This window comes from Clostridium liquoris (assembly GCF_002995785.1).
Classification (GTDB): domain Bacteria; phylum Bacillota; class Clostridia; order Clostridiales; family Clostridiaceae; genus Clostridium_AO; species Clostridium_AO liquoris.
On the sequence record NZ_PVXO01000005.1, the window covers coordinates 137,977 to 164,091 of the forward strand.

A 26,115-nucleotide genomic window follows, 5' to 3' on the forward strand; every position below is an offset into this window, starting at 1 on the left:
TGGCATACGATGACACTGTTTGTCCGTAGGGAAAGCTATATAATGGTAGTATGGAATAATAGCAAACAGAAGCCTTCACGGGAGCATTTCTCCTGCGAGGGCTTTTTCTATGAGCAAAAGGAGGTGTAGTATGCCAAGGAAACCTAAGCGTCCATGCTCTTATCCTGGTTGTCCAGAGCTGACTGACAGACGTTTTTGTGAAGAACATGCTAAAAAGGAAGCCGCACGGTATGAAAAGTATGACCGCGATCCAGCAACTCGTAAGCGATATGGTCGTGCATGGAAGAGAATACGTGACCGCTACATTGCGGCTCATCCTCTTTGCGAGGAGTGTAAACGACAAGGAAAGCTGACCCCAGCAACCGAGGTGCATCACATTCTTCCTCTAGCAAGAGGTGGAACCCATGATAGAAGCAATCTTATGTCCCTTTGTACTTCTTGCCACTCTGCCATCACTGCAAAAGATGGAGACCGTTGGGGAACCCGGTAGGGGGAGTCAAATCTCCACAGCTTTTTAGATGTGCAACGGGCGTGGGGTAACGCGTGAAAATTCGCGGTTTCAAACAGGGTAATAGACCCATCAACGAAAAGAGGTGAGTGAATGGCCAAAGATGGAACAAATCGTGGCGGTGCCCGTATAGGCTCTGGTCAAAAAAAGAAACCGCTTGCTGATAAAATTGCACAGGGAAATCCAGGTAAGAGAAAGCTAGAAATCATTGACTTCCAAAATACCGCTGATTTAAAGGGGCAGGAAATGCCAAAGCCAAGGGCCATGCTCTCAGCGGTGCAAAAGGACGGGAAAACCCTAGTAGCCAGCGAGATTTATGAAATTACTTGGAAATGGCTTGAGGAGCGAGGCTGTGCCCATTTGGTGCTCCCACAGCTTCTAGAACGATATGCCATGAGTGCGGCCAGATGGATACAGTGTGAGGAGGCGGTAACTGAGTTTGGCTTTCTTGCCAAGCATCCAACTACCGGCAATGCTATTCAAAGTCCTTATGTAGCTATGAGTCAGAACTTTATGAGTCAGACAAACAGATTGTGGATGGAGATTTATCAAATCGTTAAAGAGAATTGTGCTACAGAGTATTCTGGTTTAAACCCACAGGACGATGTGATGGAGCGACTGCTATCTGCCCGCAGAGGAAAATAAAGATGAGGAGATATATAATGAGTAAAAGATATTTAACAGCTGAAAGTGTATGTGCTGGACATCCTGATAAACTATGCGACATCATAGCAGATAGCATTTTAGAAGCATGTTTACGTAAAGACAAAGCATCACGTGTCGCTTGTGAGGTAATGGCAACCAAAGGGAAAATTATCGTGGCGGGCGAAATCTCCTGCAGCGAGAAAATAGACATCCGATACATTGTTAGGAATGTCCTTAAAGAGATTGGATACAACCCTCTTAAATTCTTGATTTATGTATTTGTACACAAACAAAGTGTAGATATTGCAACTGGCGTGGATACTGCACTGGAAGTAAGAAATGGAATAAATGAACAGTATGGTTCGATAGGTGCTGGAGACCAAGGAACTGTGTATGGCTATGCTACAAAGGAAACGGGAGAAATGCTTCCCCTACCCCTTGTACTATCTCACAGGATTGTAAAGAGACTGGATGATTGCCGAAAAGGGAAACTGATAAAAGGTATACACCCAGATGGTAAAGCACAGGTGACGGTGGAATATGAAGGGGACACTCCAGTGCGAATAAAGACTATTGTGATATCGGTACAGCATGAAAAGAATAAAACACAGGAAGAACTAAAGACAGATATCCTTAACAATGTCCTATGGCAGTGCTTTGAGGACGTCCCATTTGATGATGAAACAGAAATTCTCATTAACCCCTCTGGTAGATTTGTCGAAGGTGGTCCCGCTGCCGATACAGGCTTAACTGGTAGAAAAATTATGGTTGATACCTATGGAGGACTTGCATCCCATGGAGGTGGCGCACTTAGTGGTAAAGACCCCACCAAAGTTGATCGAAGCGGTGCCTATATGGCTCGGTACATTGCTAAACATATCGTATGGTGTGGTTTTGCTGAGAAATGTGAAGTCAGTATTTCCTATGCCATTGGTAAGGCAAATCCTGTGGCTTTTTCAATAAATACATTTGGTACAGGAACTGTTTCAGATGAAGTTTTAACCCTAGCAACTCAAGAGGTTTTCAACCTAAGGCCTGCAGCAATTATTGAAAAGCTTAGACTTAGAAACATTCACTACTCTGATACAGCAGTTTATGGACATTTTAATAGTTGTCTTTTCCCTTGGGAGGATGTTGATAGATACAATGAATTAAAAGCAGCGGTGGAAAAATATGTAGATAGGGAATATGTATAAGTAGTTATCTGCTAGAAAAAAATGCTCCAGTCTTTTTATCTAGAAAGCACAGAATCAACTTTATCTAAATAACCATAATTCATCATAATTTATCTAAATTTATCATTGACAAAAAATCAAAAATAACATATGATTAAATTAGATAAATTAAAGGAGGTATTACGATGAATTATGAAAAAGTAATTCTTGAAATGCTTACACGGATAAAGGACCTGGAAGAAAAAGTAGATATGTTACAAGAATACCAGCAAGAGTTGCAAAACAAAGATGAGGGTGAAGATGATGTAACTAGCGGAGAAGAAAAAAAGGAAAGTGGAAGGAAACGAACCCGCAGAGAGATTATGGCAATTCTAGAAGAAAAGTATGGGTATAGTGTTCGAAAAGGAAATCGCTCTGAAGGAAGTGGTATTGTAGCAAGTAAGAATGGGAAATCATACAATATCAAGGTTTCATATAGTCGTTCATACACTGATAGCGATGAGGTAATTTGCTCTGGATGGCATACTGTATTTGATAAAGAAATAGATAATCCAGATTTCCCATATTTCATCTTTGTAGTTGAAGGCAAAGAGGGTGAATTCCATTACTTTATTTTTAAACGTGAAGACCTTATTAATGAATTTGACGATAAGGCTTATGATGCCAACAAAAAACTCCACTTCTATTTCCGAGTAACAAAGGATGGTAAACCACTTGAGGTCAGAGAGACAGAAAAAGATATGACTGCCTATTATAACAACTGGGATATATTTAAATAGTAAAAGCAAAACTTAAAGATTCATCAATCAATAACACGCTTCTATTAAATGAGGCGTGTTTTTATTTTGGGAGGTTAGCATGAATATAGATAAGATTTCTATCAAGAAGTTGATCCCTGCCGACTATAATCCTAGAAAGGATTTAAGGCCAGGTGATCCAGAGTATGAAAAACTAAAAAGGTCATTTGAGGAGTTTGGGTATGTTGAACCAATTATTTGGAATAAAACTACAGGTAGAGTGGTTGGTGGCCATCAGAGACTGAAAGTTCTACTGAGCATGGGTATGGATGTAGTGGATTGTGTAGTTGTAGAGATGGATGAGGAAAAGGAGAAGGCTCTTAATATTGCATTGAATAAAATAAGCGGAGAATGGGATAAGGAAAAACTGGCACTTCTTATTACAGATTTAAACGCTGCAGACTTTGATGTATCTCTGACTGGATTTGATCCAGGAGAACTGGATGATCTTTTCAAGGATTCTTTAAAAGACAAAATAAAAGAAGACGATTTTGATATAGATAGCGAGCTGAATAAGCCCGCTATTTCGCGTTTAGGAGATGTTTGGATACTTGGTAGGCACAGACTGGTATGTGGAGATAGTACAAATAAGGAGACATTCAATACATTAATGGATGGAAAAGTTGCTAATCTGGTGGTAACTGATCCCCCATACAATGTTAACTATGAAGGTACTGCAGGGAAAATCAAGAACGATAATATGGCAAATGATGCTTTTTATAAGTTTCTGTTAGATGCCTTTATAAATATTGAAACAGCACTGGCAACAGATGGAAGCATTTATGTATTCCATGCCGATACAGAGGGACTTAATTTTAGAAAGGCATTTGTCGATGCAGGTTTTTATCTTTCTGGTACTTGTATTTGGAAGAAGCAATCCTTGGTTCTTGGAAGATCTCCTTATCAGTGGCAGCATGAACCAGTACTCTTTGGTTGGAAAAAGAAAGGCAAGCATAACTGGTATTCCGATAGAAAGCAGACCACCATCTGGGAATTTGAGAAACCGAAGAAAAACAGTGATCATCCTACGATGAAGCCAGTTGCACTTGTGGCCTACCCTATTTTGAATTCAAGCCTTTCTAATTGTATCGTGCTTGATCCTTTTGGAGGTTCAGGAAGTACACTGATTGCTTGTGAGCAGACAGATAGAATCTGCTACACCATTGAACTGGATGAAAAGTACTGTGATGTCATTGTGAAAAGGTATATTGAGCAAGTTGGAAACTCAGATGGTGTGTTTGTTTTAAGAGATGGTTCGAAAATAAGATATTGTGACCTGCCAGACGTTGCTACCGCCGATTAATGGAAGAGTCTTTTCTACAGAAAGATGCTCTAAATGACTTGATATTAACAGCCTTTAGAGTGATATATGTATGTACCGAAAATAGAAAGGCGGTATGAAAAATGCAGATAAACTATAATGTCACAGGAGCAAAAAGAAAAGAGCTAGTCAACGCAATCAGCCAAAAACTGAATGCTCCTGCAAGATATCTCGGAGCACCTACATTTGCATATGAAGTGGCAGACTACAACATTGACAAAAACGGGGTAGTCAGAGGACCAGATAATTATGAACTGGTTAATGATCTATTAGGCCTTTATGACTTCAATGCGGTTACAGCAGAATATGACACACCACTTCCAGAAGCAGAGCCTGTTCTTGAAAATATTCAAGTTCCCAATGAAGCGGCTCTTGGGGGTAGGGTAAATCCAAATAGTGATTACGAAGAACCTCCCGTATACAACGAATCAAATGAAACCGAAGAAGCTATTAGTTTGATTATTCAAATGCCGAGGGAGGGTTTTAGCGAAACTGCACTTGGTAACCTAAAAGGATTGGTAGAAAGCAAAGAAACCCTTATAAAGAAAGCACTTGATACTGACTCTATTCCCATTATCATAAATGAGGAATTTATAACCTTCCCTTGGTTCCAGAGTGAGTGCTCCGCAGAGGAGGTGAAGGCTTATACCCACTTTGTAACAGCACTTTGTGAAATGGCAAAGAAACAGACCCGCGTCAACTCGACCGAGAAATCAGTGGAGAATGAAAAGTACGCTTTCCGTTGTTTCCTTCTAAGACTTGGATTTATCGGGCCAGAATACAAAACAGAACGAAAAATTCTCCTCTCCAAACTGTCGGGTAGCTCTGCCTTCAAAAGCGGAAGTGCCAAGCATGAGGAGGTGAGTGAATAATGAATATCATTCACCCAGAAATGCTAAAGCAACTTAGAAGTTATTACACTCCAGGAACTCGTGTCATGCTACTTAAGATGAATGACCCTTATACCAAGCTTCAGCCAGGAGATAAAGGTACGGTTACTAGTGTTGATGATTTGGGAACTATCCACGTCAGTTGGGATTCAGGCAGTTCCCTTGGAGTGGTTTTTGGAGAGGATTTATGCAAGAAAATCGAAGAATAAAAACACACATTTTAAGCCCAATATGGCAGTAAATATGTAGATTTATATTGCAGAATTGTCTTGCTATATAAGCCTTTTAGAGTGATATATGTACATGCCGAAAGGACAAACACACTTTAAAAGGAGTGATACACGATGTTAAGTGCAAAATTCGGGATTGAGATTGAATTTACAGGGATTACAAGGGAAAGGGCAGCTAGAGTCGCTGCAGAATATTTGCAAGGCATTTACAGTGAAGGCGGGACTTACTACGACACCAAGAAGGTAAAAACTCCAGATGGTCGAGTGTGGAAGTTTATGTACGATGGGAGCATCAACTGCCAAAGAAAAGAAGGTAGAAGAAAAGTAGCTGCAGGTAGAGATTATAGCGTTGAGCTGGTTAGTCCAATCCTAACCTACCGGGAGGACATTGAAACTTTGCAGGAGCTAGTAAGAAAGCTTCGCAAATCTGGAGCCTTTACAAATACATCTTGCGGAATTCACATTCATCTAGACGGTGCTGAACATACCCCACGAAGCATTCGAAACTTTGTAAATATCATTGCAAGCAAAAACGACTTATTTTATAAAGCACTTCAGATTGCACCGCAGAGAATGAATTACTGCAAAAAGATGGACAGTATTTTGGTTGAGAAGATGAACCGTAAAAAGCCTAAAACGATGAGACAAATTGAGGATATTTGGTACGAAGGTTACAGCGAGAGTAGAAGCACTCATTACCACAACAGCCGCTACCATTTCCTCAACCTTCACAGCTTTTTTACCGGAAACCATACAGTTGAACTTAGAGGATTCAATAGCGAACTTCATGCAGGAAAGATAAGAAGCTACATTGTTCTAGCACTTGCCATCAACCACCAAGCCTTAACACAAAAGTGTGCATCAGCAAAGAAACCGCAGGTGGAAAACGAGAAATTTGCCATGAGAACCTATCTAAACCGGATTGGTTTCATTGGAGATGAATTTGCAAACTGCAGAGAACATTTGACAGCAGCACTTTCGGGTTCAGCTGCATGGCGGTTTCGGGCGGCCTGAGCTGCCCCTAACCCACAAAGCTAAGAAGGAGGATTACAATGAAGAATAAATTATATCTTGCCTATGGCTCCAACCTTAATCTAAAGCAAATGGCCGACAGATGCCCCACAGCGAAGGTGGTAGGAGCAAGTCAAATCAATGACCACCGCCTATTATTTCGAGGGGCACACGCGGGCGCTGTGGCGACAATCGAGCCTTTTGAGGGTGGCAACGTACCAGTTTTAGTTTGGGAGATTACACCGACCGATGAAGCGGCACTTGACCGTTACGAGGGATGGCCGTTCCTTTATCGAAAGGAAACAATAAAAGTGAAGTTGGGAAGCAAAACCGTCAAGGCGATGGTCTACATCATGAATGATGGTAGACCGCTTGGACAGCCGAGTTGTTATTATTACAGTACAATTTTAGAAGGCTATAAGAGTGCGGGCTTCGATGTGGAAATCCTGCGCAAAGCTACAACTGATTCAATAGAATCGGAGGAGGTAGCCAATGAATGAGATAATTAAGCAACAAATCCTTTCCATCCGAGAAAGTGGAGTCACAAATATGTTTGATGTGGACCGAGTACAGTATGAGGCAAATGAACGAGGGTTTTATGAATTGGTAGTCTATTTAATAGACCATAAAGCAGAATATGCCCATTTCATACTGACGGGTGAAGTGGATATAAAGAAATAACTAAATCTAAATAGGATAGAGAAAAGGGCTTCATCTATAGGATTGAGGCTCTTTTCTTATGTCCTTTTCCATAAAAGGGGCGGTGTTTATGCGGAAACTGAAGAAATATAAGCCGACCGCCTTTATAGCTGAAGGGTCATATTACGATAAGGACGCTGCTGATTACGCTGTGGCTTTTATCGAAGCACTCTCCCATACGAAAGGTTCATGGGCAGGCAAGCCTTTTGAACTTATCGACTGGCAGGAAAAAATTGTCCGTGATTTATTCGGTATCTTAAAACCTAATGGATACCGGCAGTTTAACACGGCTTATATAGAAATACCTAAAAAGATGGGAAAAAGCGAGCTTGCAGCAGCAATCGCACTTCTCCTCACTTGTGGAGATGGTGAAGAACGAGCAGAGGTATACGGTTGTGCCGCAGATCGCCAGCAGGCATCAATTGTATTTGAAGTAGCAGCCGATATGGTGCGGATGTGTCCAGCGCTGAATAAACGAGTGAAGTTGCTGGCTTCAACTAAACGACTGGTGTACCTGCCGACCAACAGCTTTTATCAGGTATTGTCGGCTGAAGCCTATTCAAAACACGGCTTCAATATACATGGTGTTGTTTTTGATGAACTTCATACTCAGCCAAATAGGAAACTATTTGATGTTATGACAAAAGGGTCTGGTGATGCGAGAACCCAACCGCTATATTTTCTTATCACCACTGCAGGGACGGATACCCAGAGTATCTGCTATGAAACACACCAAAAAGCGGTTGATATTATTGAGGGCAGAAAATACGATCCTACTTTTTATCCCGTAATCTACGGTGCCAAAGAAGAGGATGATTGGACTGATCCTAAAGTATGGAAGAAAGCAAATCCAAGCTTAGGAATTACAGTAAGTATCGATAAAGTTAGAGCCGCTTGTGAAAGTGCAAAGCAGAACCCTGCTGAGGAAAATAGCTTTCGACAGCTGCGTCTGAACCAGTGGGTTAAGCAATCTGTCCGTTGGATGCCAATGGCAAAGTGGGATGCCTGTGCGTTTCCAGTAAAACCAGAGAGCCTTGAAGGTAGAGTATGCTATGGAGGACTTGATTTATCCTCTACCACTGACATTACAGCCTTCGTGCTGGTGTTCCCACCGGAAGATGAAACAGATAAATATACCGTTCTCCCGTATTTTTGGATGCCGGAGGATAATATTGACCTCCGAGTTCGACGAGACCACGTGCAATACGACCTTTGGGAGAAGCAAGGCTATATTTTAACCACCGAGGGAAATGTAGTCCATTATGGATACATTGAAAAATTCATTGAAGAACTGGGGGAAAAGTACAACATTCGAGAGATTGCTTTTGACCGCTGGGGCGCTGTTCAGATGGTGCAAAATCTTGAAGGGTTAGGCTTTACTGTAGTTCCTTTCGGTCAAGGTTTTAAAGATATGTCACCACCTACAAAGGAACTTATGAAGCTGACATTAGAAGAAAGAATAGCACACGGCGGGCATCCAGTACTACGGTGGATGATGGATAACATCTATATAAAAACAGATCCGGCTGGAAATATAAAACCGGACAAGGAAAAAAGTACAGAAAAAATAGATGGAGCAGTGGCAACTATTATGGCACTCGACCGCGCCATCCGCTGTGGACCAGGTAATAGTGGAGACTCGGTGTATGACGAGAGAGGTTTAATAATTCTATAAATTTCAATGATTGTTTGTGGTGTAATTCTTTCAATTTGGAGGTGAGGCCTATGAATTTATTAAAAGGACTGTTTCGTTCAAGGGACAAACCGCAAAACCGTGTGGGTAGCGCATTTTCCTTCCTATTCGGCGGTACATCATCTGGCAAAACAGTAAATGAGCGTACTGCAATGCAAGCAACAGCGGTGTATGCCTGCGTAAGAATACTAGCTGAAGCTATTGCTGGACTGCCACTACATGTATATAGATATCGTTCTGATGGAGGTAAAGAAAAGATTCCTTTCCACCCTTTGTATTACCTTCTTCATGATGAACCAAATCCAGAGATGACTTCATTTGTGTTTCGAGAAACACTGATGAGTCATCTTTTACTTTGGGGCAATGCTTATGCACAGATAGTTCGAAATGGTCGTGGCCAGGCAATTGCGCTTTATCCCCTACTTCCTAACAAGATGGAAGTAAGTCGAGCATCAAATGGTGAACTGGTTTATACCTACTACCGGGATACAGACGAAAGTGGCCTGAATCCAAAGGGAGGCTATGTCACACTTCGCAAAGATGATGTACTTCACATACCAGGTTTAGGTTTTGATGGACTCATTGGCTATAGCCCTATTGCTATGGCAAAAAATGCAATCGGTATGTCACTTGCTACTGAAGAGTACGGTGCGGCATTCTTTGCTAATGGAGCCAATCCCGGCGGTGTGCTGGAGCACCCGGGAGTAATTAAAGACATACAGAGAGTGAAGGATAGCTGGAATAGTGCTTACCAAGGCACAGCTAAGGCACATAAAATCGCTGTATTGGAAGAGGGCATGAAGTTTCAAGCCATCGGTATACCTCCAGAACAGGCTCAGTTTTTAGAAACACGGAAATTTCAAATCAATGAGATTGCAAGGATTTTCCGTGTGCCTCCCCATATGGTGGGAGATCTTGAGAAATCTAGCTTCTCTAATATCGAGCAGCAGTCTTTGGAGTTTGTAAAATACACTCTCGATCCGTGGGTGGTGAGATGGGAGCAAAGTCTCCAGCAATCGCTTATTTTGCCTTCTGAGAAAACATCAGTATTCATCAAGTTCAATTTAGATGGTCTGCTGCGCGGCGATTATCAAAGCCGAATGAATGGCTATGCTATTGGGCGGCAAAATGGCTGGATGTCAGCTAATGATATCCGTGAATTGGAGGACATGAACCGTATCCCAGCTGAGGAAGGTGGCGATTTATATCTGGTTAACGGAAATATGACGAAATTGGCTGACGCAGGAGCGTTTGCCAAAACCGAAGGAGGTCAGTAAATGAAGAAGTTCTGGAATTGGGTGCGAGATTCTGATGAAGGGCGCACTCTCTATTTAAATGGAGTGATATCCGAAGAAACGTGGTGGGGTGATGAGGTCACACCTAAGATGTTCAAAGATGAACTGCTGGCTGGCACCGGTGATATTACAGTGTGGATTAACTCTCCTGGCGGGGATGTGTTTGCAGCAGCTCAGATTTACAACATGCTTATGGACTATACAGGAAAGGTCACTGTAAAAATTGACGGGCTTGCGGCAAGTGCAGCTTCCGTTATTGCAATGGCGGGTGGAGATGTATATATGTCGCCGGTATCCATGATCATGATTCATAACCCTTCGACCATTGCCATCGGTGACAGCGAGGAAATGTTGCGAGCAAAGGCTCTATTAGATGAAGTTAAGGAAAGTATTATTAATGCCTATGAGTTAAAGACTGGTCTTTCCCGAACAAAGCTTTCTCATCTGATGGATGCAGAATCATGGATGAATGCAAATAAAGCCATCGAACTTGGTTTTGCAGATAAGATCATGTTTATGGAAAATGAAACACCGGATTTGGCAGATAGCCTTATCTTTAGCAGGATGGCGGTTACCAACTCACTTATTAGTAAACTACCTAAAAAACAAAAACAAAAAACAGGTACACCTATAGAGTCGCTGGATAAGCGGCTTTCTTTAATTTCTCACTAATTTAAAGGAGGAAATAACAATGAGTAAAATTCTTGAATTGCGCGAGAAACGCGCTAAGGTTTGGGATGCGGCGAAGGCATTCCTTGATTCAAAACGTGGCGGTGATGGATTGTTATCCGCAGAGGACACACAAACCTATGAAAAGATGGAAGCTGAAGTTGTTGCACTTGGTAAAGAAATAGAACGTTTGGAACGTCAGGCGGTTATTGACTTAGAACTTTCCAAAGCCACGAGTAGCCCTATTACAAACACACCGTCCAAACATGCCGATGATAAGACAGGACGCGCGTCTGCAGAGTACAAGAAAGCATTCTGGAATGCTATGCGTACTCGTGCAGGGGAAGGCCTTGATGTAAACGTAAGAAATGCCCTTCAAATTGGTACAGACTCCGAGGGTGGTTATCTTGTGCCTGACGAGTTTGAACGTACCTTAGTAGAGGCTCTTGAGGAAGAGAACATTTTCCGTTCACTGGCCAATGTTATCAATACATCTTCTGGCGATAGGAAAATTCCTGTTGTAGCTACAAAAGGTACTGCTTCCTGGGTGGATGAAGAAGGCACTATCCCAGATAGCGATGATAGCTTCGGACAGGTTTCTATAGGAGCTTACAAACTCGCTACCATGATCAAAGTTTCCGAGGAGCTTCTTAACGATTCTGTGTTCAATCTTGAAGCCTACATCTCTAAGGAGTTTGCAAGGCGTATCGGTAACAAAGAGGAAGAGGCGTTCTTTACCGGTGATGGATCTGGAAAACCGACAGGTATCCTTGCTTCTACAGGTGGTGCCCAAATTGGTGTGACTACTGCAGGTGCTACGGCAATTACTATGGACGAGGTACTTGATCTGTTCTATTCACTAAAGGCACCTTACCGTAATAAGGCTGTATTCGTTATGAACGACGCCACTGTAAAAGCAATCCGTAAACTAAAGGATGGTCAAGGACAGTACCTATGGCAACCTTCCTTACAGGCAGGTACACCGGATACTATCCTCAATCGACCATTGTATACTTCTGCATATATGCCAACTATTGCTGCCGCTGCGAAGAGTATCGCATTTGGTGATTTTAGTTATTACTGGGTAGCTGATCGTCAGGGTCGTGTATTTAAGAGGCTTAATGAACTTTATGCTGTTACTGGCCAAGTAGGCTTTGTTGCAACTCAGCGTGTGGATGGAAAATTAATTCTACCTGAAGCCATAAAAGTACTTCAGCAGAAAGCTTAATGGAGGTGCGTTATGAGCTATAACACTAAGAATTATACCGAACAAGGCGGAGAAAAAACTGTTATAGGCGGAACACTTGAAATCAAGGAAGGAGCCTCGGTAACGGGGCTCTCCGCCGATCCGCTTCTCGTGGCAACAGAGGAGACTCTCGGTGGTGTAAAAGCCGCCGCTGCCGGTGAGGACGATACCGTCGAAGTAAAAATCGGAGAAGACGGTAAGCTGTATGCTCCAGCATATCCTACCGATGCTACGGAGTCAGTATCAGGGTTGGTAAAAATGGCTGCTAATCAAGCCGACAGCATAGCCGAGGATACAGCCACTCTTGTCACAGATTTTAATGCTCTGCTCGCTAAACTAAAAGCGGCTGGGTTAATGGCTGCAGACGAAGCATGACCGGAAGGAGGCGGACGGCATGACAACTGATAATCTTCTCCCTAAAGTAAAAGCAAATCTGATCCTGACGCATGACGCAGACGATGGACTTCTGCTGCATTACATCAAAGCCGCCGTCTCTTATGCGGAAAGTTATCAGCATGTTGCTGAGGGTTATTACACTGAGAATATTATGCCCCCAACTACTGAACAGGCAGTAATCATGCTGTCGAGTCATTTCTACGAAAGCAGAGATGGCTCGACGGCTGGTTTCTTCGCCGATAGCGTACAGGCGGGGCAGCAGGTTTGGAACACGGTGAACCTACTTCTTAGGCTAGACCGGGATTGGAAGGTGTAAATTATGAGTTTTGGAAAGATGAACACCTTTATTGATATCATCAGTACAGAGCCTATTAAAGACAAGGATGGTTTCGCTGCTATAGGCGATAACACACTTGCCAGTGTACGTGCCTACAAGGAAGATCGGCATGGCAGTGAGCGGTGGGCAAATAGGGCATCATTTTCTTCTGCAACTTCCCTATTTAGGTTTAGAAAAATATCTGGCCTTAGGGTGACCAGTGAAATGGTCATCGTTTGTGATGATGGCAGATATCAGATTTTAAGTGTTGATGATGTTAGAAACCGAGGTATGTATGTCGAGGTTTTAGCAGAAAAGATAGAACCAACCGTGAGGTGATGGATATGGCAAAAGTGAATATAAAGATGCCAGAAGAATTCCTTTTAAAGGTATCACGATTAGCTGACCAGACCGATGTAATTCTTCCTAAGGTTCTGGAAGTTGGCGGTGAAGTGGTATTGGATAAAGTTAAGGGAAATCTAAGTAAAGTGATTGGTAAGAATACAAAATATCCATCCAAAAGCACTGGGGAGCTACTATCTTCACTAGGACTTTCAAGTGCAAAGCAAGATAGAAACGGAAACTTCAATGTTAAAGTTGGCTTTGCCGAGCCACGTTCTGATGGTGAGAGCAATGCTAAAATTGCCACAATCATTGAATATGGTAAGCATGGTCAGCCTGCAAAACCCTTCCTAAAGCCTGCGAGAACTGCATCTAGGAAACCTTGTATCAATGCGATGATCGCAAAGCTAGAGGAGGAGATTGATAAAATATGAATATCTTAGAGGAGCTAAATACACTTCTGACAGCAATACCTATCCCCGTAGAAACCGGGGTTTTTTCAGGTTTGGCACCGGATGAGTACGTGGTGATACTCCCACTTTCGGATGTTTTTGAAGTTCATGCGGATAACCGACCTGGCTTTGATGTGCAGGAAGCACGTATATCACTATTTTCCAAGAGCAACTACTTAGAGCGGAAGAGACAGATTACAGCGGCTTTGTTAAACGATGATTTTACAGTGACTGAGCGTAGATATATTGGTCACGAGGATGATACTGGATATCATCATTACGCCATCGACGTGGCGAAAAACTATGGAATGGAGGAATAACATATGGCAACTATCGGTTTGGATAAACTGTACTATGCAAAAATAACCGAGGACTCAAATGGCGAGGAAACCTACGGTGTGCCTTCGGTACTCGCAAAAGCCATTACTGCCGAACTTTCGGTAGAATTGGTGGAAGCAATTCTGTATGCCGATGATGGTGCTGCCGAGGTTGTGAAGGACTTTAATAGCGGTACACTCACTCTCGGTGTAGATGACATTGGCCCGACAGTAGCAGCAGATCTAACTGGTGCGTCGACCGACGACAACGGGGTATTAATTTCTGCAAGTGAGAGTGTAGGTACACCTGTTGCAGTGGGGTTTCGTGCGCAAAAGGCCAATGGAACATATCGATATTTTTGGTTGTATCGCGTTAAGTTTGGACTACCAGCGACCAACTTACAGACAAAAGCGGATTCCATTACCTTTTCTACACCTACTATTGAAGGAACAGTTATGCGCAGGAACAAGCTGGATGGGTTGGGCAAGCACCCCTGGAAAGCAGAAGTCACAGAAGGCGACCCCGGTGTTTCATCGTCCACCATAACAGGCTGGTTCACTGAAGTTTATGAACCCGTATATACACCTGAACCATAGGAGGAGAAATGATGGATAATGAGAGAAGTGCCACAATCAAAATAGGTGACAAAGAGTATGAACTGGTTTTAACTACACGTGCAACAAAGGCAATTGCTGGTCGTTACGGTGGTCTTGAAAATCTTGGAGAAAAACTGATGAAATCAGAAAACTTTGAGATGGCACTGGACGAGATAGTTTGGCTAATCACACTGCTTGCAAACCAGTCCATTTTAATTCGCAATCTTAAGAATAAGAACGCACCAGAAGAATTGTTGACAGAGGAAGAAGTGGAGCTTCTTACCTCACCGCTTGATTTGGCGGAATATAAAAGTGCAATCACCGAAGCAATGTTCAAAGGTGCAAAGCGCAACGTGGAAAGTGAGGAAGAAACTCCAAAAAACGTGGAAGTCGGGTAACGGACGCTGAAGTCTTTACCCGACTTTATTATTATGGAACAGTTCAGATGGGCATGGACGCAGAGGAATTCTGGCTTATGCCAATTGGACTGTTTTTTGATTTATGGGCTTGCCACAAGCAATGGCATGGGATCGAAAAGCCGAAGAAAACTCGAACGATTGACGATATTATCCCACCAGGCATATAGGAGGAGGTGAAGGTATGGCGGACAATTTTGGATTGAAAATAGGCGTCGAGGGCGAGCGTGAGTTTAAGAACGCCCTACGAGATATCAATCAGTCCTTTAAGGTGCTGGGCAGTGAAATGGCACTTGTGACCAGTCAGTTTGATAAAAACGATAAATCTATCCAGTCGGTCACTGCTCGTAATGCGGTTTTGAATAAAGAAATCGACGCACAGAAAGAAAAGATTTCAACCCTTAAGGCCGCTCTTGATAATGCCACCTCCTCTTTCGGTGAAAATGACCGCCGCACTCAAAACTGGCAGATTCAGCTGAACAGAGCTCAGGCAGAACTCAATAATATGGAGCGTGAACTTCAGCAGTCTGCGGTTGAAGCAGATAATCTCGGTGAAGAGTTAGACAACTCAGGCAAAAGTGCGGAAGATTCTGGAGGTAAATTTGAAAAGCTTGGTGGTATACTCAAGGGCATCGGTGTGGCTATGGGCACAGTTGCAGTTGCTGCTGGAGCTGCTGCTATAAAATTGGGTAAAGAGGTAGTTACCCAGTTTGGGGAATTGGAGCAAAACCTAGGTGGCTCAGAAGCAGTCTTTGGAGCGTATGCTGCTTCAATTCAAAAGACCGGTGAAGAAGCCTATAGAAATCTCGGAATTTCCCAAAGTGAGTATTTGGCAACAGCTAATAAAATGGGTGCATTGTTCCAAGGCTCTGGCATTGAACAGCGAAAAAGTCTTGAATTGACAGAAAAAGCGATGCAACGTGCAGCAGATATGGCATCCGTTATGGGTATAGATATGTCTTCTGCCATGGAAGCGGTTACGGGAGCGGCAAAAGGCAACTTTACCATGATGGATAACTTAGGTGTTGCCATGAATGCTACAAACATCGAAGCTTATGCTCTTGCTAAGGGACTAGATTTCACTTGGAATACCGCTACACAAGCGGAAAAAGCGGAAGTCGCAATGCAGATGTTTTTTGAAAACACACAGCAGTATGCCGGAAACTTTGCGAGAGAGTCAACTGAGACCATTTCTGGTTCTATTGGGTTATTACAAGCTGCACTTGGCTCTTTTACAGCAGGACTCGGTAACGCTAATGCAGACATGACAAATTTGACGGAAAATCTTGTGGATGCATTCCGTGCAGTCGTTAAAAATATCGTGCCTGTTTTAGAAAACATCGTAACCGCACTACCGCCTGCGTTCGATGCGATATTAACAGCAATAGGTGACTTGCTTCCGATGTTGTTGGAAACTGTAACGAGCCTGTTCACGCAGGTGTTGGAGACACTCTTGAACTTATTGCCTGAACTGATTCCAGCGGCAGTAGATGCAGTAATGACGATTGTCGGTGCGTTGATTGATAATCTTCCACTGCTCATAAATGCAGCAATAGAACTGGTAACCGCACTTGTGGAGGGTATTGGCATGGCTCTACCGCAACTGATACCCGCAGCAGTTTCGGCAGTCACGCAGATTGTTCAAGGATTAATTGATAACCTACCACTTATTTTGGATGCCGCTTTACAGTTGATAATAGGATTAGCACAGGGATTGGTAGATGCAATACCTCAACTAACATCTGCCTTACCTGTCATCATAAAAGCAATAGTGGATTTTATAGTGGAGTCCATTCCACAGATTATTGATGCAGGTATTCAATTATTGACTTCACTGGTTACAGCACTGCCTACTATTATCACTGCAATCGTGGAAGCAATCCCGCAGATTATCGATAGTATTATCAGTGCAGTTATTGGGTCAATTCCATTGATTATAGATGCGGGCATACGTCTATTAATATCACTCATACAGGCACTCCCGCAAATTATCACTACTGTGGTTGGGGCTATTCCGAAAATAATAACATCCTTGGTAAACGCTATTGTAGGTAACATCGACAAGATCATCTTGGCCGGTGTTCAGCTGTTTGTGGCATTAATTGCGAATCTTCCAAGGATAATCGTAGAGATCGTCAAGGCTGTACCTCAGATTATCTCAGGATTGGTCAATGCTTTTACAAGTTATATAAGCCAGATGGCTAAAGTAGGTGGAAACTTAATCAAAGGTCTGTGGCAAGGTATTTCAGATTCAGGTGCATGGCTATGGAGTAAAATCTCTGGATTTTTCGGCAACGTTGTATCAAAGATTAAGAATTTCTTCGGCATCAGTTCACCTTCAAAGCTATTTGCTGGAATTGGCCACAATATGGGTGAAGGTATTGGTGTAGGTTTTGAGGATGCAATGACAGCAGTTTCAAGGGATATGCAAAATGCTGTACCCACAAACTTCGATTTGAATTACAGAGGTTCATTAGGACAAGGCAGTGCTACAGGCACAAGCATCACGCAAAATCTCTCAGTGGTGACACCAAAGGCTCTGTCTGAAAAAGAACTGGCAAGGGAGTTTAAAAACCTCTCCCGCAAGCTGGCACTTGAATATTAAAGGGGGTCTGACTATGGAACTTACTTATATTAATGCAAATGGCAGGAGTATCACACTCAAACAAAGCCGCCCGTATTTTCTTACCAAGATAGACGGAACAGGCAACATACGCCAGACCGTTAATACATTTAAGGCACCGGATCAAGACGGTGCTTTTTATATTTCCTCCACACTGGATATGCGTAATATCACGCTAGAAGGTACGGTCGTAGCGGATTCTCTTGACGAGGCTTATGTACGGAGACAGAGATTTCTTAAGATATTTACTCCAAAAATGCGAGGGACTCTTTTGTATCGTGGACGGCAAATTGCTTGTGTGGTAGAGGAAGCAGGTTTTACTGTTTCTACTAGGCAACGCATACCAAACTTCTTTGTAAGTTTACTATGTCCATCCCCTTTCTTCGAAACATTAGATGAGGTGAGAGAGGAACTGGCATCATGGATACCTCTGTTTGAGTTTGAATTGGAGATACCAGTAAGTGGTATGGAGTTTGGAATGCGTCAGCCGAACCAAATCATCACAGTAGAAAACATTGGTGATGTATCTTGTGGATGCGAAATCGTATTTCGAGCACTGGGTACGGTTACCAACCCTGAACTACTAAACATAGACACGGGAGAATATATCCGCCTTCTCACTACAATGAGTGCTGGTGATGAACTTCGTGTGTATACCCATTTCGCTGGTAAGCGTGTGGTTCAGGTTGTAGGGTCAACGGTTACAAATGCTTTTTCACTATTGGACACCAATTCAACGTTTTTTCAGCTTGCTGCAGGTACTAACACACTGCGCTATGACGCTTCAGTTAATATGGAACTGTTGGAGGTCAGTATTTACTTTCGTCCACAATTTCTGGGGGTGTGAGTATGGAACTATATATCTTTAATACAAACCGGGAGCTTGTGGGCATCGTGGAATCTTTCGAATATCTTCGATGGACACGGCGTTATTCTCAGTGTGGTTCATTTGAACTAAAAGCCATCGCCACACAAGAGAATGCCGAACTTCTAAAAGAAGGAAATATCATTTGGAAGAACGATGATGAAGAAGCTGGGATTATTGAGCATCTTTTCTTGTCTCAGACGGATCAGGAATTTATTACAGTAAGTGGTCGCTTTGCCACGTCCTTTCTTGCTAGACGCATTGTATGGCAAACGGAGAAATTGTCCGGTGACATTTCTGATTGTGTGGAGCAACTTATAGAAAATAACCTTATCAATCCTTCTGATGTAGCAAGAAAGATCAGCGGTATATCCTTTTCATCCCCAAGCCTGGATATACCCATTAGCACCCAAATTTCGTACCGCAACTTGATGGACGCAGTGACGGAACTATGTGAAGTTTCGGAGGTTGGTATCAAGACTATTTTTACTCCTGAAACAGGGGTTTTTACAATAATGCTGTATAAGGGGACTGAATCACAGGCAGTGTTCTCTAAGGAGTATGAGAACCTAACTGAGCAGGTTTATACAGTAAGTGCAGCAGATTTTGCTAACACCGCTCTTGTTGGTGGGGAGGGCGAAGGTGCAGAGCGGACATTTGTAGCAATTACAAGTGGATCTGGAGAAACACGACATGAGATTTTTGTGGATGCTAAAGACCTACGGGCAGAAGATTTTGGAGTGGATTATATCAATACGCTGATTTTTCGAGGGCAGAGCAAGCTAAATGAGCAAGTAATACGTTATTCCTTTGATACATCAGTTAACCCACATGGCAGCCTGACTTATAAGGTAGACTTTGACCTTGGGCAGGTCGTTAAGGTTATTTCCAAAGCATGGGGTGTATCTATGACAACACGAATCGCTGAAGTGGAGGAGACATATGACGCGGACGGTCAAAGCATCAGCGTAGTGTTTGGAAAGAGCGAGCTAACAATAGCTCAAAAAATTCGCTCTGATATGAGTGAGATTAAAACTGCATTATCTGCCCCAACTGGCATCTCTGATATTGCAGAAGCATTAGGCAATGTGTCAGAAACACTTGGAGATATTCATGACCTTGACCCCAATATCCAAGGAGATACTGTTACCGATAGTATCAACAATCTGTTTGGGAAACTGCCCTCACTTGAGGTAATTGTTGGAGAAGGAGCTATATCGATCGGTCAGTATGCCCTGCACCATATGAGTCCTGGAGATGCTTTTTATTTCACCTCGTGGAGCGGCAACAAATTCAGTGATCAGCCAAGTGATGACGGGCATGTCTTTTTGGTAAAGCATAGCGGGGATAACACGGGAAACGGATATCAGCGGGCAATGGGATTTTTTATATCTCGCAACACAATGACGTTTTATGTGATATCTGTTTTTGTATTTAACAATCCGTCTGGTGAAGCGAACTGGTTGAATATTAATAACGATCCAATAACTACAGCACGGATTGCAAATGGAGCGGTCACTGGTACAAAGATTGCAGAACGAACGATTACTGCAACTAAAATCTCCTCTGCGTTTACTGATTACTCTATGACAGAACAAAACACGGGGCGTCTCTGGATAGATGGTAAGGAAATATATCGAAAAGTTGTAAACATCGGCTCCCTTCCCAACGCTACTCCTGGGAGCGTAGCCCATGGTATTGCAAACCTAAGTACAGTTGTTAGTTTATCTGGCTTTGCAACAAATGGCACCAACTTCTTGCCACTACCGCTTGCACGGTATAACAACTTCGCTTCACAAATCGGTCTCTATGTGGATAAAACAAATGTCGTTGTTGAACCAGGTATTGACCGGACAGATTATACGGGCTACGTGGTTATCGAGTATACGAAAACCATCTAGGAAGGAGGAATTTTTGTATGGAGAAAAGCGGTTTTTTTAATTCATCCGATGGAGATAGAGTCTATGATGCCACGGATTTTGCAGCATACTTTGGAAGTCTTGTTTCAAACGGGATATTTTATAAAACAGCTACAAATCTGCAGGTATCACCAGGGATGGGATTGGCAGTAAGCGTGGCGGCTGGAAGTGCGTGGATTAATGGATATAGATATGAGAATACAGATGCGTTAAATATGCCTCTCACAACAGCACACGGTAGCAATCCACGCATTGACCGGATTGTTGTTCGCTTAAGTCAAATCAGCAGGAGTATTCAGCTTGCAGTTGTTACCGGTACTCCAGCTGCTACACCAGTAGCTCCTGATTTAACAAGAACCAGCGATGTATATGAACTCGGTATTGCAGAAGTTCTTGTACCTGCTGCGGCTACATCAATTGCAGCAAATAACATTACTGATACCAGATTAAACACCAGCCTTTGTGGGTTAGTGAACTCATTGGTATCGGCGGTTTACGAGTGAGGTGAATTTCTATGGCAACCTATCAAGCGATAAATGCTTGTACATGGCGTAATGGCAGTTGGATTGCGGGTGTAACCGACTACGTTCGACAAGGGGTTTATGCCCCAGCCAATAATTATGAGAATGTTGGTGCCATGTTATTTGACCTTACAAGTATTCGAAATACCTATGCAAACTATTATCCTACCTCTGCCAGTATTCGTCTTGTTAGGATAGCTGCAGGTGATTGGGGTTCAGCCAGAACGATAACACTATATGCTGGAAATGCATATGGTTTGCCATCTCCTAGTTCGGGTACCAGCATATCCGGGAGTAGACCTACGAAAGTTACTTCTGGATATAGCTATACTGTTTCTGCCGGACAGGGTACAAAGGATATCGCAATTTCCACCGCACTCATTGATTCCATCGGTAGTGGAGCTAGTAATTGTTTATTCATGGATGCTGGCTCCAGCACACTAAACTATATGGGATTTCGAGCTAGAGATGATTTAAGCCAGATAGTGTTAACCATTAACTGGGCAATAAGAACCACAGCTTGTAGTGCTCCGACATCCTGTTCATTGAGTGCAACCCTCTCGGAGGACAATGTTACATTATCATGGAGTGGTGCTTCCGGTGGTACAAATAATGCCATCTCCTCCTACGAGATACAGTATAGTGATTCTGCTGACAATTTGAATTGGGGATCGTGGACAGCACTAACTACAGTAACCACCACGGCCACTAGTGGCAGCTTGTCAGTTGCACCACCATCAACACGGGGTAATTATCGTAGGTTTCGGGTGCGAACTCGAGGTACAGCAGGAGCAAGTTATTATTCAGGCTGGAGAGTATCATCGAACTCTGTTCGCAGAAACACAGTTCCTAGCCCACCAACTACAGTGACTGCTACTCCAATCAATTATAGTGATGAAACAATCACGCTTACTTGGAGCGGCGCTTCTGGAAGTACGAGTGCAATCAAGGGATACCAGATTGCTAGTCGAACATCTACGGATAACAGCACATGGAGTTCATGGAATGTTCTAACCATTTTAGCCCTATCGGCCAGTGGAGGTAGTTATAACCCTAACGTGTCACGAGTTCCAGGAACATATACTCAATTTGGTGTATGGACGATAGATAATCTCGATGTCTACTCCTCGGAAAAAATCAGTAATAGCATCTACTGTGATATCACGGCTTGTGGAGCACCGACCGCTTGCTCGGTAAGTTCAACTTTAGCTGAAGGAAATGTTAATCTTTCATGGAGTGGTGCATCCAGTGGAGCAGGCAACACCATCACATCCTATGAGATTCAATATAGTGACTCGGCAGATAACAGCACATGGGGAGCATGGACAGCATTAACAATAGTGGTTACCTCAACAACAAGTGGCAGCGTAGTTGTTAGCCCACCGACAACTCGCGGTTATTACCGTAGGTTTAGAGTTAGGACACGTGGTACGGCTGGAGAGAGTTTTTATTCTGACTGGACTATATCTAGCAACACTGTCCGCAGAAATACACTGCCCATTCCGCCTACTTCTTTCACTGCTACTCCGCCAATATATGAGACGAATACAGTAACTCTTATGTGGAGCGGAACGATACCGGGAACCAGTGCCATCAAGCAATATGTTATTCAACAAGCTACATCAGCAGACGGTATAAATTGGTCGGTATATGAAGCATTGACTACTATTATTTCAAGTGCTACTTCAGGTACCCATCAGGTAAATGCTTCCCCGGTACCTGGAATGTATACCCGCTATCGAATAAGCGTAACAGATACACTTGATGCAGTTTCAAGCCATGTGGTTAGTAACACGGTAAAGAAAAACAGTCCGCCTGCAGCTCCGATCATCGTCAGTCCTATGACCGGAAAGTCTACTTATAACACTATACCACGCTTTATGATTACTACAGGCACTGAACCAGACGGTCATACACAGATTGTGGAAGTAAAGATTGATTCAGGTGAGTGGGTTAATAGTGTGGATAATCCTGAGAGATTTTCTACGAGTGGCTATCTGGGAAATGGTGTTAGTACGGTGTACAAAGCGGAACCGCTTGCAGTAGGAAACCATACTGTAACCTTCCGCTGCCTTGATAGTGATATTGAGTCGGCAAGCACAGAAGTTGTCAGGACATTTACTATATTACCGCCACCTTTTGAAACGATTACTGCAAATGAGACTGTTGTAAAGGCAGCACATATTCAGACGCTTCGAACCGCTTTAAATATAGTGCTAAGTTATTACAACTTATCCCCTGTAATTTGGAGTGAAGAGATTATTGCTGGAAGAACAACAGTTAAAAAATGGCCATTTCACATTACTGAAATCCGAAAGGCTATTGATACTATCATTACAGTGGTTAATGGTTTTGACTCTTCTGCAGCATTTGATATACCACCTGTGACATGGCTCCCTATTGGAACAGGGCGTCCAAAGGCGGATGTGATGCAACAAATCCACGATCTTATACTGATGCTGTAAGGTGTGTGATACGGCAACAGCACTCTTGTATTTTACAGGGGTGCTTTTTTAAATACACAAATTAATGTAATGGAGGTGTTTACAGTGAAAGAGATTTGGAATTGGATACAGTTAGCTTTTGCGGCTGTTGGTGCTTTTCTTGGATGGTTTCTCGGCGGGTTTGACGGATTTCTATATACACTGGTCACTTTTGTAGCTATTGATTATCTGACAGGTGTCCTTTGTGCGATTACAGATAAAAAGCTGTCCAGCGAAATTGGTGCCAAGGGAATTTTCAAAAAAGTGCTCATCTTTGTAATGGTAGGTATCGCTCATATTCTTGATACACAAATTTTGGGGAGTGCAGGATATGATGGCAGCGCTTTGCGAACAGCGGTAATCTTTTTCTATCTAAGTAACGAGGGTGTATCCATTTTGGAGAATGCAGGTCATATTGGACTACCCATCCCAGAAAAACTAAAGGCGGTTCTTAAGCAACTACATGGTCGTGATGAGGAACCTCCTAAGCCAGGTGATGAAATATGATTGACTTAACAAAAGCGGTAACGGTATTCATTGGTCGACGCGGTGAACACAATTACCGAAATATTGAGTTTGATGTATCAAGCCTACTGGAAAATAACTACCCAAGTGCCTCCTTAAATGCGATTTACAAAAGGCCTGATGGGATTGCATATCCGGTAGTCACGAACTACGCTGATGGTGTCCTTACATGGCAGCCCAATGCAACGGACACATCATTTGTTGGTGTTGGTCGGCTTGAAATAAGGGTTACTTATGGTGATGTGGTTGGAAAGAGTGCAAGAATACTAACCATAGTGGAGGATGCTCTTGTGGATGGAATTGTTGAACCACCAGAACCTCCTGCACAGGAATGGTTAAATAGAGTGCTTTCGGCTTTAGCTGAACTGGATATTGATGAAATAAATAATCTGCTCAACCTCACTTACAATCTATTAAACAACAACTATGATTTGCTAAATACAACACACAATTTGGTTGAGGATACCCGCGAAAATTTATATAGGCGGACAGGTATTCTACTCAACCATTTGCATCCAATAGAAACAGCTAGTGCACCGGATATGATTAGCCGGAGAGCAGCCATCACATTTAACAACATAGCAAATGGAAACAATGTAGTGATTGGCATGATAACATATACCTTCGTTACAGCTTTGGGCAGTCCAGCTGCAAATAATGTGCAGGTTCTAATTCAAGACACCCTTCGTAATACAGTTAAGACACTTGCTAGAGCTATAAGGGGCATTGATGACGAAATGAATATTGCCTATGGAACTGGGACTGATCCAAACCCAATTTGTACAGCTTACTGGACAAGTCAGAGGTTTTCCATAGGTAGTACCACCGTTGAGGCAGGTGAGAGCCTTTTTCTACTTGAAAGAGCAGAAAATGTGACTTCCGCAATACCTCTCTCATCCACTGCAACCACTATTATTAGTGACTTCACCCGGTCGGCCTATTCAAGATATATTTTGTCTGGCAATGTCTCAGGTTCAGGCGGTGTAAACAGTGTCCGTGGCCCTTTGCACACGATATTACCTATTAATAGTGTGGTTATTGGCGGTCAGGGCGGAGAATTGTATACGACGGCTTATGATTGCCATTTGATAACTCTTTGTCGTCAATCGGATACTAGTGAAAAGGAACTGGACTTGTATATTTCCAATGATGAGGAGACGTTCACCAGAATTCAACGGAGTACACCTGTCGGATCGAATACTTCAGCAGAATCCTTGCACATTCATATTCAAATGCGGCAGGCCAGAGTTCCAGCCGGTTATGGACTGTATATCTGTATGGGAAGTGATGGAACATCATCAAATGCTTATTGTGATTTAAAGTTTACCTATCACCTGTACCCTGTCCATCTTACACCTGAGCCAAATGATTAAATGTTGAGGTGATTATAATGAAATTATACAAATTAATACTTACGAATAATGCCTGTTACAAAGCAGGCAAAACAATAAAACCGAAGGGTATAATGGTTCACTCTACAGGGGCTAACAACCCGTGGTTGAAGAGATATGTTGGTCCAGATGACGGTTTGCTCGGAAAGAACCAATACAACAATCATTGGAATCAGGATAAACCCGGAGGTCGTCAAGTTTGTGTCCATGCTTTTATTGGTAAGTTAGCAGATGGCTCCATTGCCACATACCAAACATTGCCTTGGAATCATCGTGGTTGGCATGCTGGAGGAGATGCGAATAACACGCATATAGGATTTGAGATTTGCGAGGACGGTCTAACCGATGGCTCGTATTTTTCTGCTGTTTATAAGGAAGCAGTAGAGCTTTGTGTACATCTTTGCAAACTCTATGGACTAAGTGAGAAGGATATCATCTGTCATAGTGAAGGCTATAAGCAAGGTATAGCCAGTAACCATGCGGATGTTATGCACTGGTTTCCTAAGCATGGCAAGACCATGGATACCTTTAGAGCAGATGTTAAGAAACTTCTAAGAGAAGAAGAAAAATCAGCAGAACCAGCGAAAAAGAAATACTATCGTGTACAAATAGGTGCATACACTGTCAAAGCAAATGCTGAGGCGCAGCTTGCAAAAGCTAAAAAGGCAGGATTTACGGATGCATTTATTAAGTATGATTAATCAAGGGGAGCGAGTTAATAGGCAATTATGCTTTAGCTTTACAGAGTTTCCCTAAAAAATATTAACTATTAG

At 42.8% G+C, this 26,115-nt stretch carries 29 protein-coding genes; all 29 read left to right on the forward strand.

Going from position 1 to position 26,115, the window contains the following annotated elements:
* Positions 1-130 precede the first annotated feature (130 nt).
* The 29 genes from CLLI_RS01035 (at position 131) to CLLI_RS01175 (ending at position 26,043) form a co-directional block, all read left to right on the forward strand.
* Positions 131-490, forward strand: a complete 360-nt coding sequence (locus tag CLLI_RS01035; protein ID WP_074050016.1) for an HNH endonuclease — start codon at positions 131-133, stop codon at positions 488-490.
* Between the two features lie 111 nt (positions 491-601).
* Positions 602-1,153: a P27 family phage terminase small subunit gene (locus CLLI_RS01040; RefSeq protein ID WP_024400905.1), complete on the forward strand. Its 552-nt coding sequence runs from the start codon at positions 602-604 to the stop codon at positions 1,151-1,153.
* 17 nt (positions 1,154-1,170) lie between these two features.
* Entirely contained in the window at positions 1,171-2,349 is a 1,179-nt protein-coding gene (gene metK / locus CLLI_RS01045; RefSeq protein ID WP_146127062.1) for a methionine adenosyltransferase, read from the forward strand.
* Between the two features lie 164 nt (positions 2,350-2,513).
* Complete coding sequence (locus CLLI_RS01050; protein WP_106062421.1) at positions 2,514-3,107, forward strand: hypothetical protein; 594 nt, start codon at positions 2,514-2,516, stop codon at positions 3,105-3,107.
* A 79-nt stretch (positions 3,108-3,186) separates the two neighbouring features.
* Positions 3,187-4,428 carry a site-specific DNA-methyltransferase gene (locus CLLI_RS01055; protein WP_106062422.1) on the forward strand — a complete coding sequence of 414 codons (1,242 nt, stop codon included), beginning with the start codon at positions 3,187-3,189 and terminating at the stop codon, positions 4,426-4,428.
* A 101-nt stretch (positions 4,429-4,529) separates the two neighbouring features.
* Complete coding sequence (locus CLLI_RS01060; protein WP_106062423.1) at positions 4,530-5,318, forward strand: virulence protein; 789 nt, start codon at positions 4,530-4,532, stop codon at positions 5,316-5,318.
* Complete coding sequence (locus CLLI_RS01065; protein ID WP_050355265.1) at positions 5,318-5,545, forward strand: DUF4314 domain-containing protein; 228 nt, start codon at positions 5,318-5,320, stop codon at positions 5,543-5,545. Before CLLI_RS01060 ends, CLLI_RS01065 begins: the two co-directional genes overlap by 1 nt.
* 135 nt (positions 5,546-5,680) lie before the next feature.
* A complete protein-coding gene (locus CLLI_RS01070; protein ID WP_106062424.1) occupies positions 5,681-6,580 on the forward strand; it encodes an amidoligase family protein in 900 nt (299 codons plus the stop codon).
* A gap of 38 nt (positions 6,581-6,618) precedes the next feature.
* Positions 6,619-7,077 carry a gamma-glutamylcyclotransferase family protein gene (locus tag CLLI_RS01075; RefSeq protein WP_018664387.1) on the forward strand — a complete coding sequence of 153 codons (459 nt, stop codon included), beginning with the start codon at positions 6,619-6,621 and terminating at the stop codon, positions 7,075-7,077.
* On the forward strand, positions 7,070-7,258 hold the full coding sequence (locus tag CLLI_RS01080) for a DUF5049 domain-containing protein (protein WP_012102988.1): 189 nt from the start codon (positions 7,070-7,072) through the stop codon (positions 7,256-7,258). Before CLLI_RS01075 ends, CLLI_RS01080 begins: the two co-directional genes overlap by 8 nt.
* 88 nt (positions 7,259-7,346) lie before the next feature.
* Positions 7,347-8,951, forward strand: coding sequence for a terminase large subunit (locus CLLI_RS01085; RefSeq protein ID WP_106062425.1), 1,605 nt, complete (start codon positions 7,347-7,349; stop codon positions 8,949-8,951).
* A gap of 50 nt (positions 8,952-9,001) precedes the next feature.
* Entirely contained in the window at positions 9,002-10,246 is a 1,245-nt protein-coding gene (locus CLLI_RS01090) for a phage portal protein (protein WP_012102986.1), read from the forward strand.
* Positions 10,247-10,936 carry a head maturation protease, ClpP-related gene (locus tag CLLI_RS01095; protein WP_067839158.1) on the forward strand — a complete coding sequence of 230 codons (690 nt, stop codon included), beginning with the start codon at positions 10,247-10,249 and terminating at the stop codon, positions 10,934-10,936.
* A gap of 19 nt (positions 10,937-10,955) precedes the next feature.
* Positions 10,956-12,161: a phage major capsid protein gene (locus CLLI_RS01100; RefSeq protein ID WP_106062426.1), complete on the forward strand. Its 1,206-nt coding sequence runs from the start codon at positions 10,956-10,958 to the stop codon at positions 12,159-12,161.
* 12 nt (positions 12,162-12,173) lie between these two features.
* Positions 12,174-12,554: a head fiber protein gene (locus CLLI_RS14940; protein WP_106062427.1), complete on the forward strand. Its 381-nt coding sequence runs from the start codon at positions 12,174-12,176 to the stop codon at positions 12,552-12,554.
* Positions 12,555-12,573: 19 nt separating this feature from the next.
* Complete coding sequence (locus CLLI_RS01110; protein WP_012102982.1) at positions 12,574-12,891, forward strand: head-tail connector protein; 318 nt, start codon at positions 12,574-12,576, stop codon at positions 12,889-12,891.
* 3 nt (positions 12,892-12,894) lie between these two features.
* Positions 12,895-13,230 (forward strand): head-tail adaptor protein, encoded by a 336-nt coding sequence (locus tag CLLI_RS01115; protein ID WP_079411120.1) that lies wholly within the window; start codon positions 12,895-12,897, stop codon positions 13,228-13,230.
* Positions 13,231-13,235: 5 nt separating this feature from the next.
* The gene (locus tag CLLI_RS01120; protein ID WP_035150353.1) at positions 13,236-13,667 is read left to right on the forward strand and encodes an HK97 gp10 family phage protein; all 432 of its coding nucleotides are present in this window, start codon (positions 13,236-13,238) and stop codon (positions 13,665-13,667) included.
* A complete protein-coding gene (locus CLLI_RS01125) occupies positions 13,664-14,005 on the forward strand; it encodes a hypothetical protein (RefSeq protein ID WP_079411122.1) in 342 nt (113 codons plus the stop codon). Before CLLI_RS01120 ends, CLLI_RS01125 begins: the two co-directional genes overlap by 4 nt.
* Positions 14,006-14,008: 3 nt before the next feature.
* Entirely contained in the window at positions 14,009-14,599 is a 591-nt protein-coding gene (locus CLLI_RS01130; RefSeq protein ID WP_012102978.1) for a major tail protein, read from the forward strand.
* Between the two features lie 11 nt (positions 14,600-14,610).
* A complete protein-coding gene (locus CLLI_RS01135; RefSeq protein ID WP_106062428.1) occupies positions 14,611-14,997 on the forward strand; it encodes a hypothetical protein in 387 nt (128 codons plus the stop codon).
* Between the two features lie 202 nt (positions 14,998-15,199).
* A complete protein-coding gene (locus tag CLLI_RS01140; RefSeq protein WP_106062429.1) occupies positions 15,200-17,620 on the forward strand; it encodes a phage tail protein in 2,421 nt (806 codons plus the stop codon).
* A 13-nt stretch (positions 17,621-17,633) separates the two neighbouring features.
* A complete protein-coding gene (locus tag CLLI_RS01145; protein ID WP_106062430.1) occupies positions 17,634-18,485 on the forward strand; it encodes a phage tail family protein in 852 nt (283 codons plus the stop codon).
* Between the two features lie 2 nt (positions 18,486-18,487).
* Complete coding sequence (locus CLLI_RS01150) at positions 18,488-20,404, forward strand: siphovirus ReqiPepy6 Gp37-like family protein (protein ID WP_106062431.1); 1,917 nt, start codon at positions 18,488-18,490, stop codon at positions 20,402-20,404.
* A 17-nt stretch (positions 20,405-20,421) separates the two neighbouring features.
* The gene (locus CLLI_RS01155) at positions 20,422-20,925 is read left to right on the forward strand and encodes a hypothetical protein (protein ID WP_079411131.1); all 504 of its coding nucleotides are present in this window, start codon (positions 20,422-20,424) and stop codon (positions 20,923-20,925) included.
* A gap of 11 nt (positions 20,926-20,936) precedes the next feature.
* Positions 20,937-23,408, forward strand: coding sequence for a phage tail protein (locus CLLI_RS01160; RefSeq protein WP_106062432.1), 2,472 nt, complete (start codon positions 20,937-20,939; stop codon positions 23,406-23,408).
* Positions 23,409-23,492: 84 nt separating this feature from the next.
* Positions 23,493-23,933: a phage holin family protein gene (locus tag CLLI_RS01165; RefSeq protein WP_106024192.1), complete on the forward strand. Its 441-nt coding sequence runs from the start codon at positions 23,493-23,495 to the stop codon at positions 23,931-23,933.
* Positions 23,930-25,324 carry a hypothetical protein gene (locus CLLI_RS01170; protein ID WP_106062433.1) on the forward strand — a complete coding sequence of 465 codons (1,395 nt, stop codon included), beginning with the start codon at positions 23,930-23,932 and terminating at the stop codon, positions 25,322-25,324. Before CLLI_RS01165 ends, CLLI_RS01170 begins: the two co-directional genes overlap by 4 nt.
* Before the next feature lie 17 nt (positions 25,325-25,341).
* Positions 25,342-26,043, forward strand: a complete 702-nt coding sequence (locus CLLI_RS01175; RefSeq protein ID WP_106062434.1) for an N-acetylmuramoyl-L-alanine amidase — start codon at positions 25,342-25,344, stop codon at positions 26,041-26,043.
* Positions 26,044-26,115: the final 72 nt, after the last annotated feature.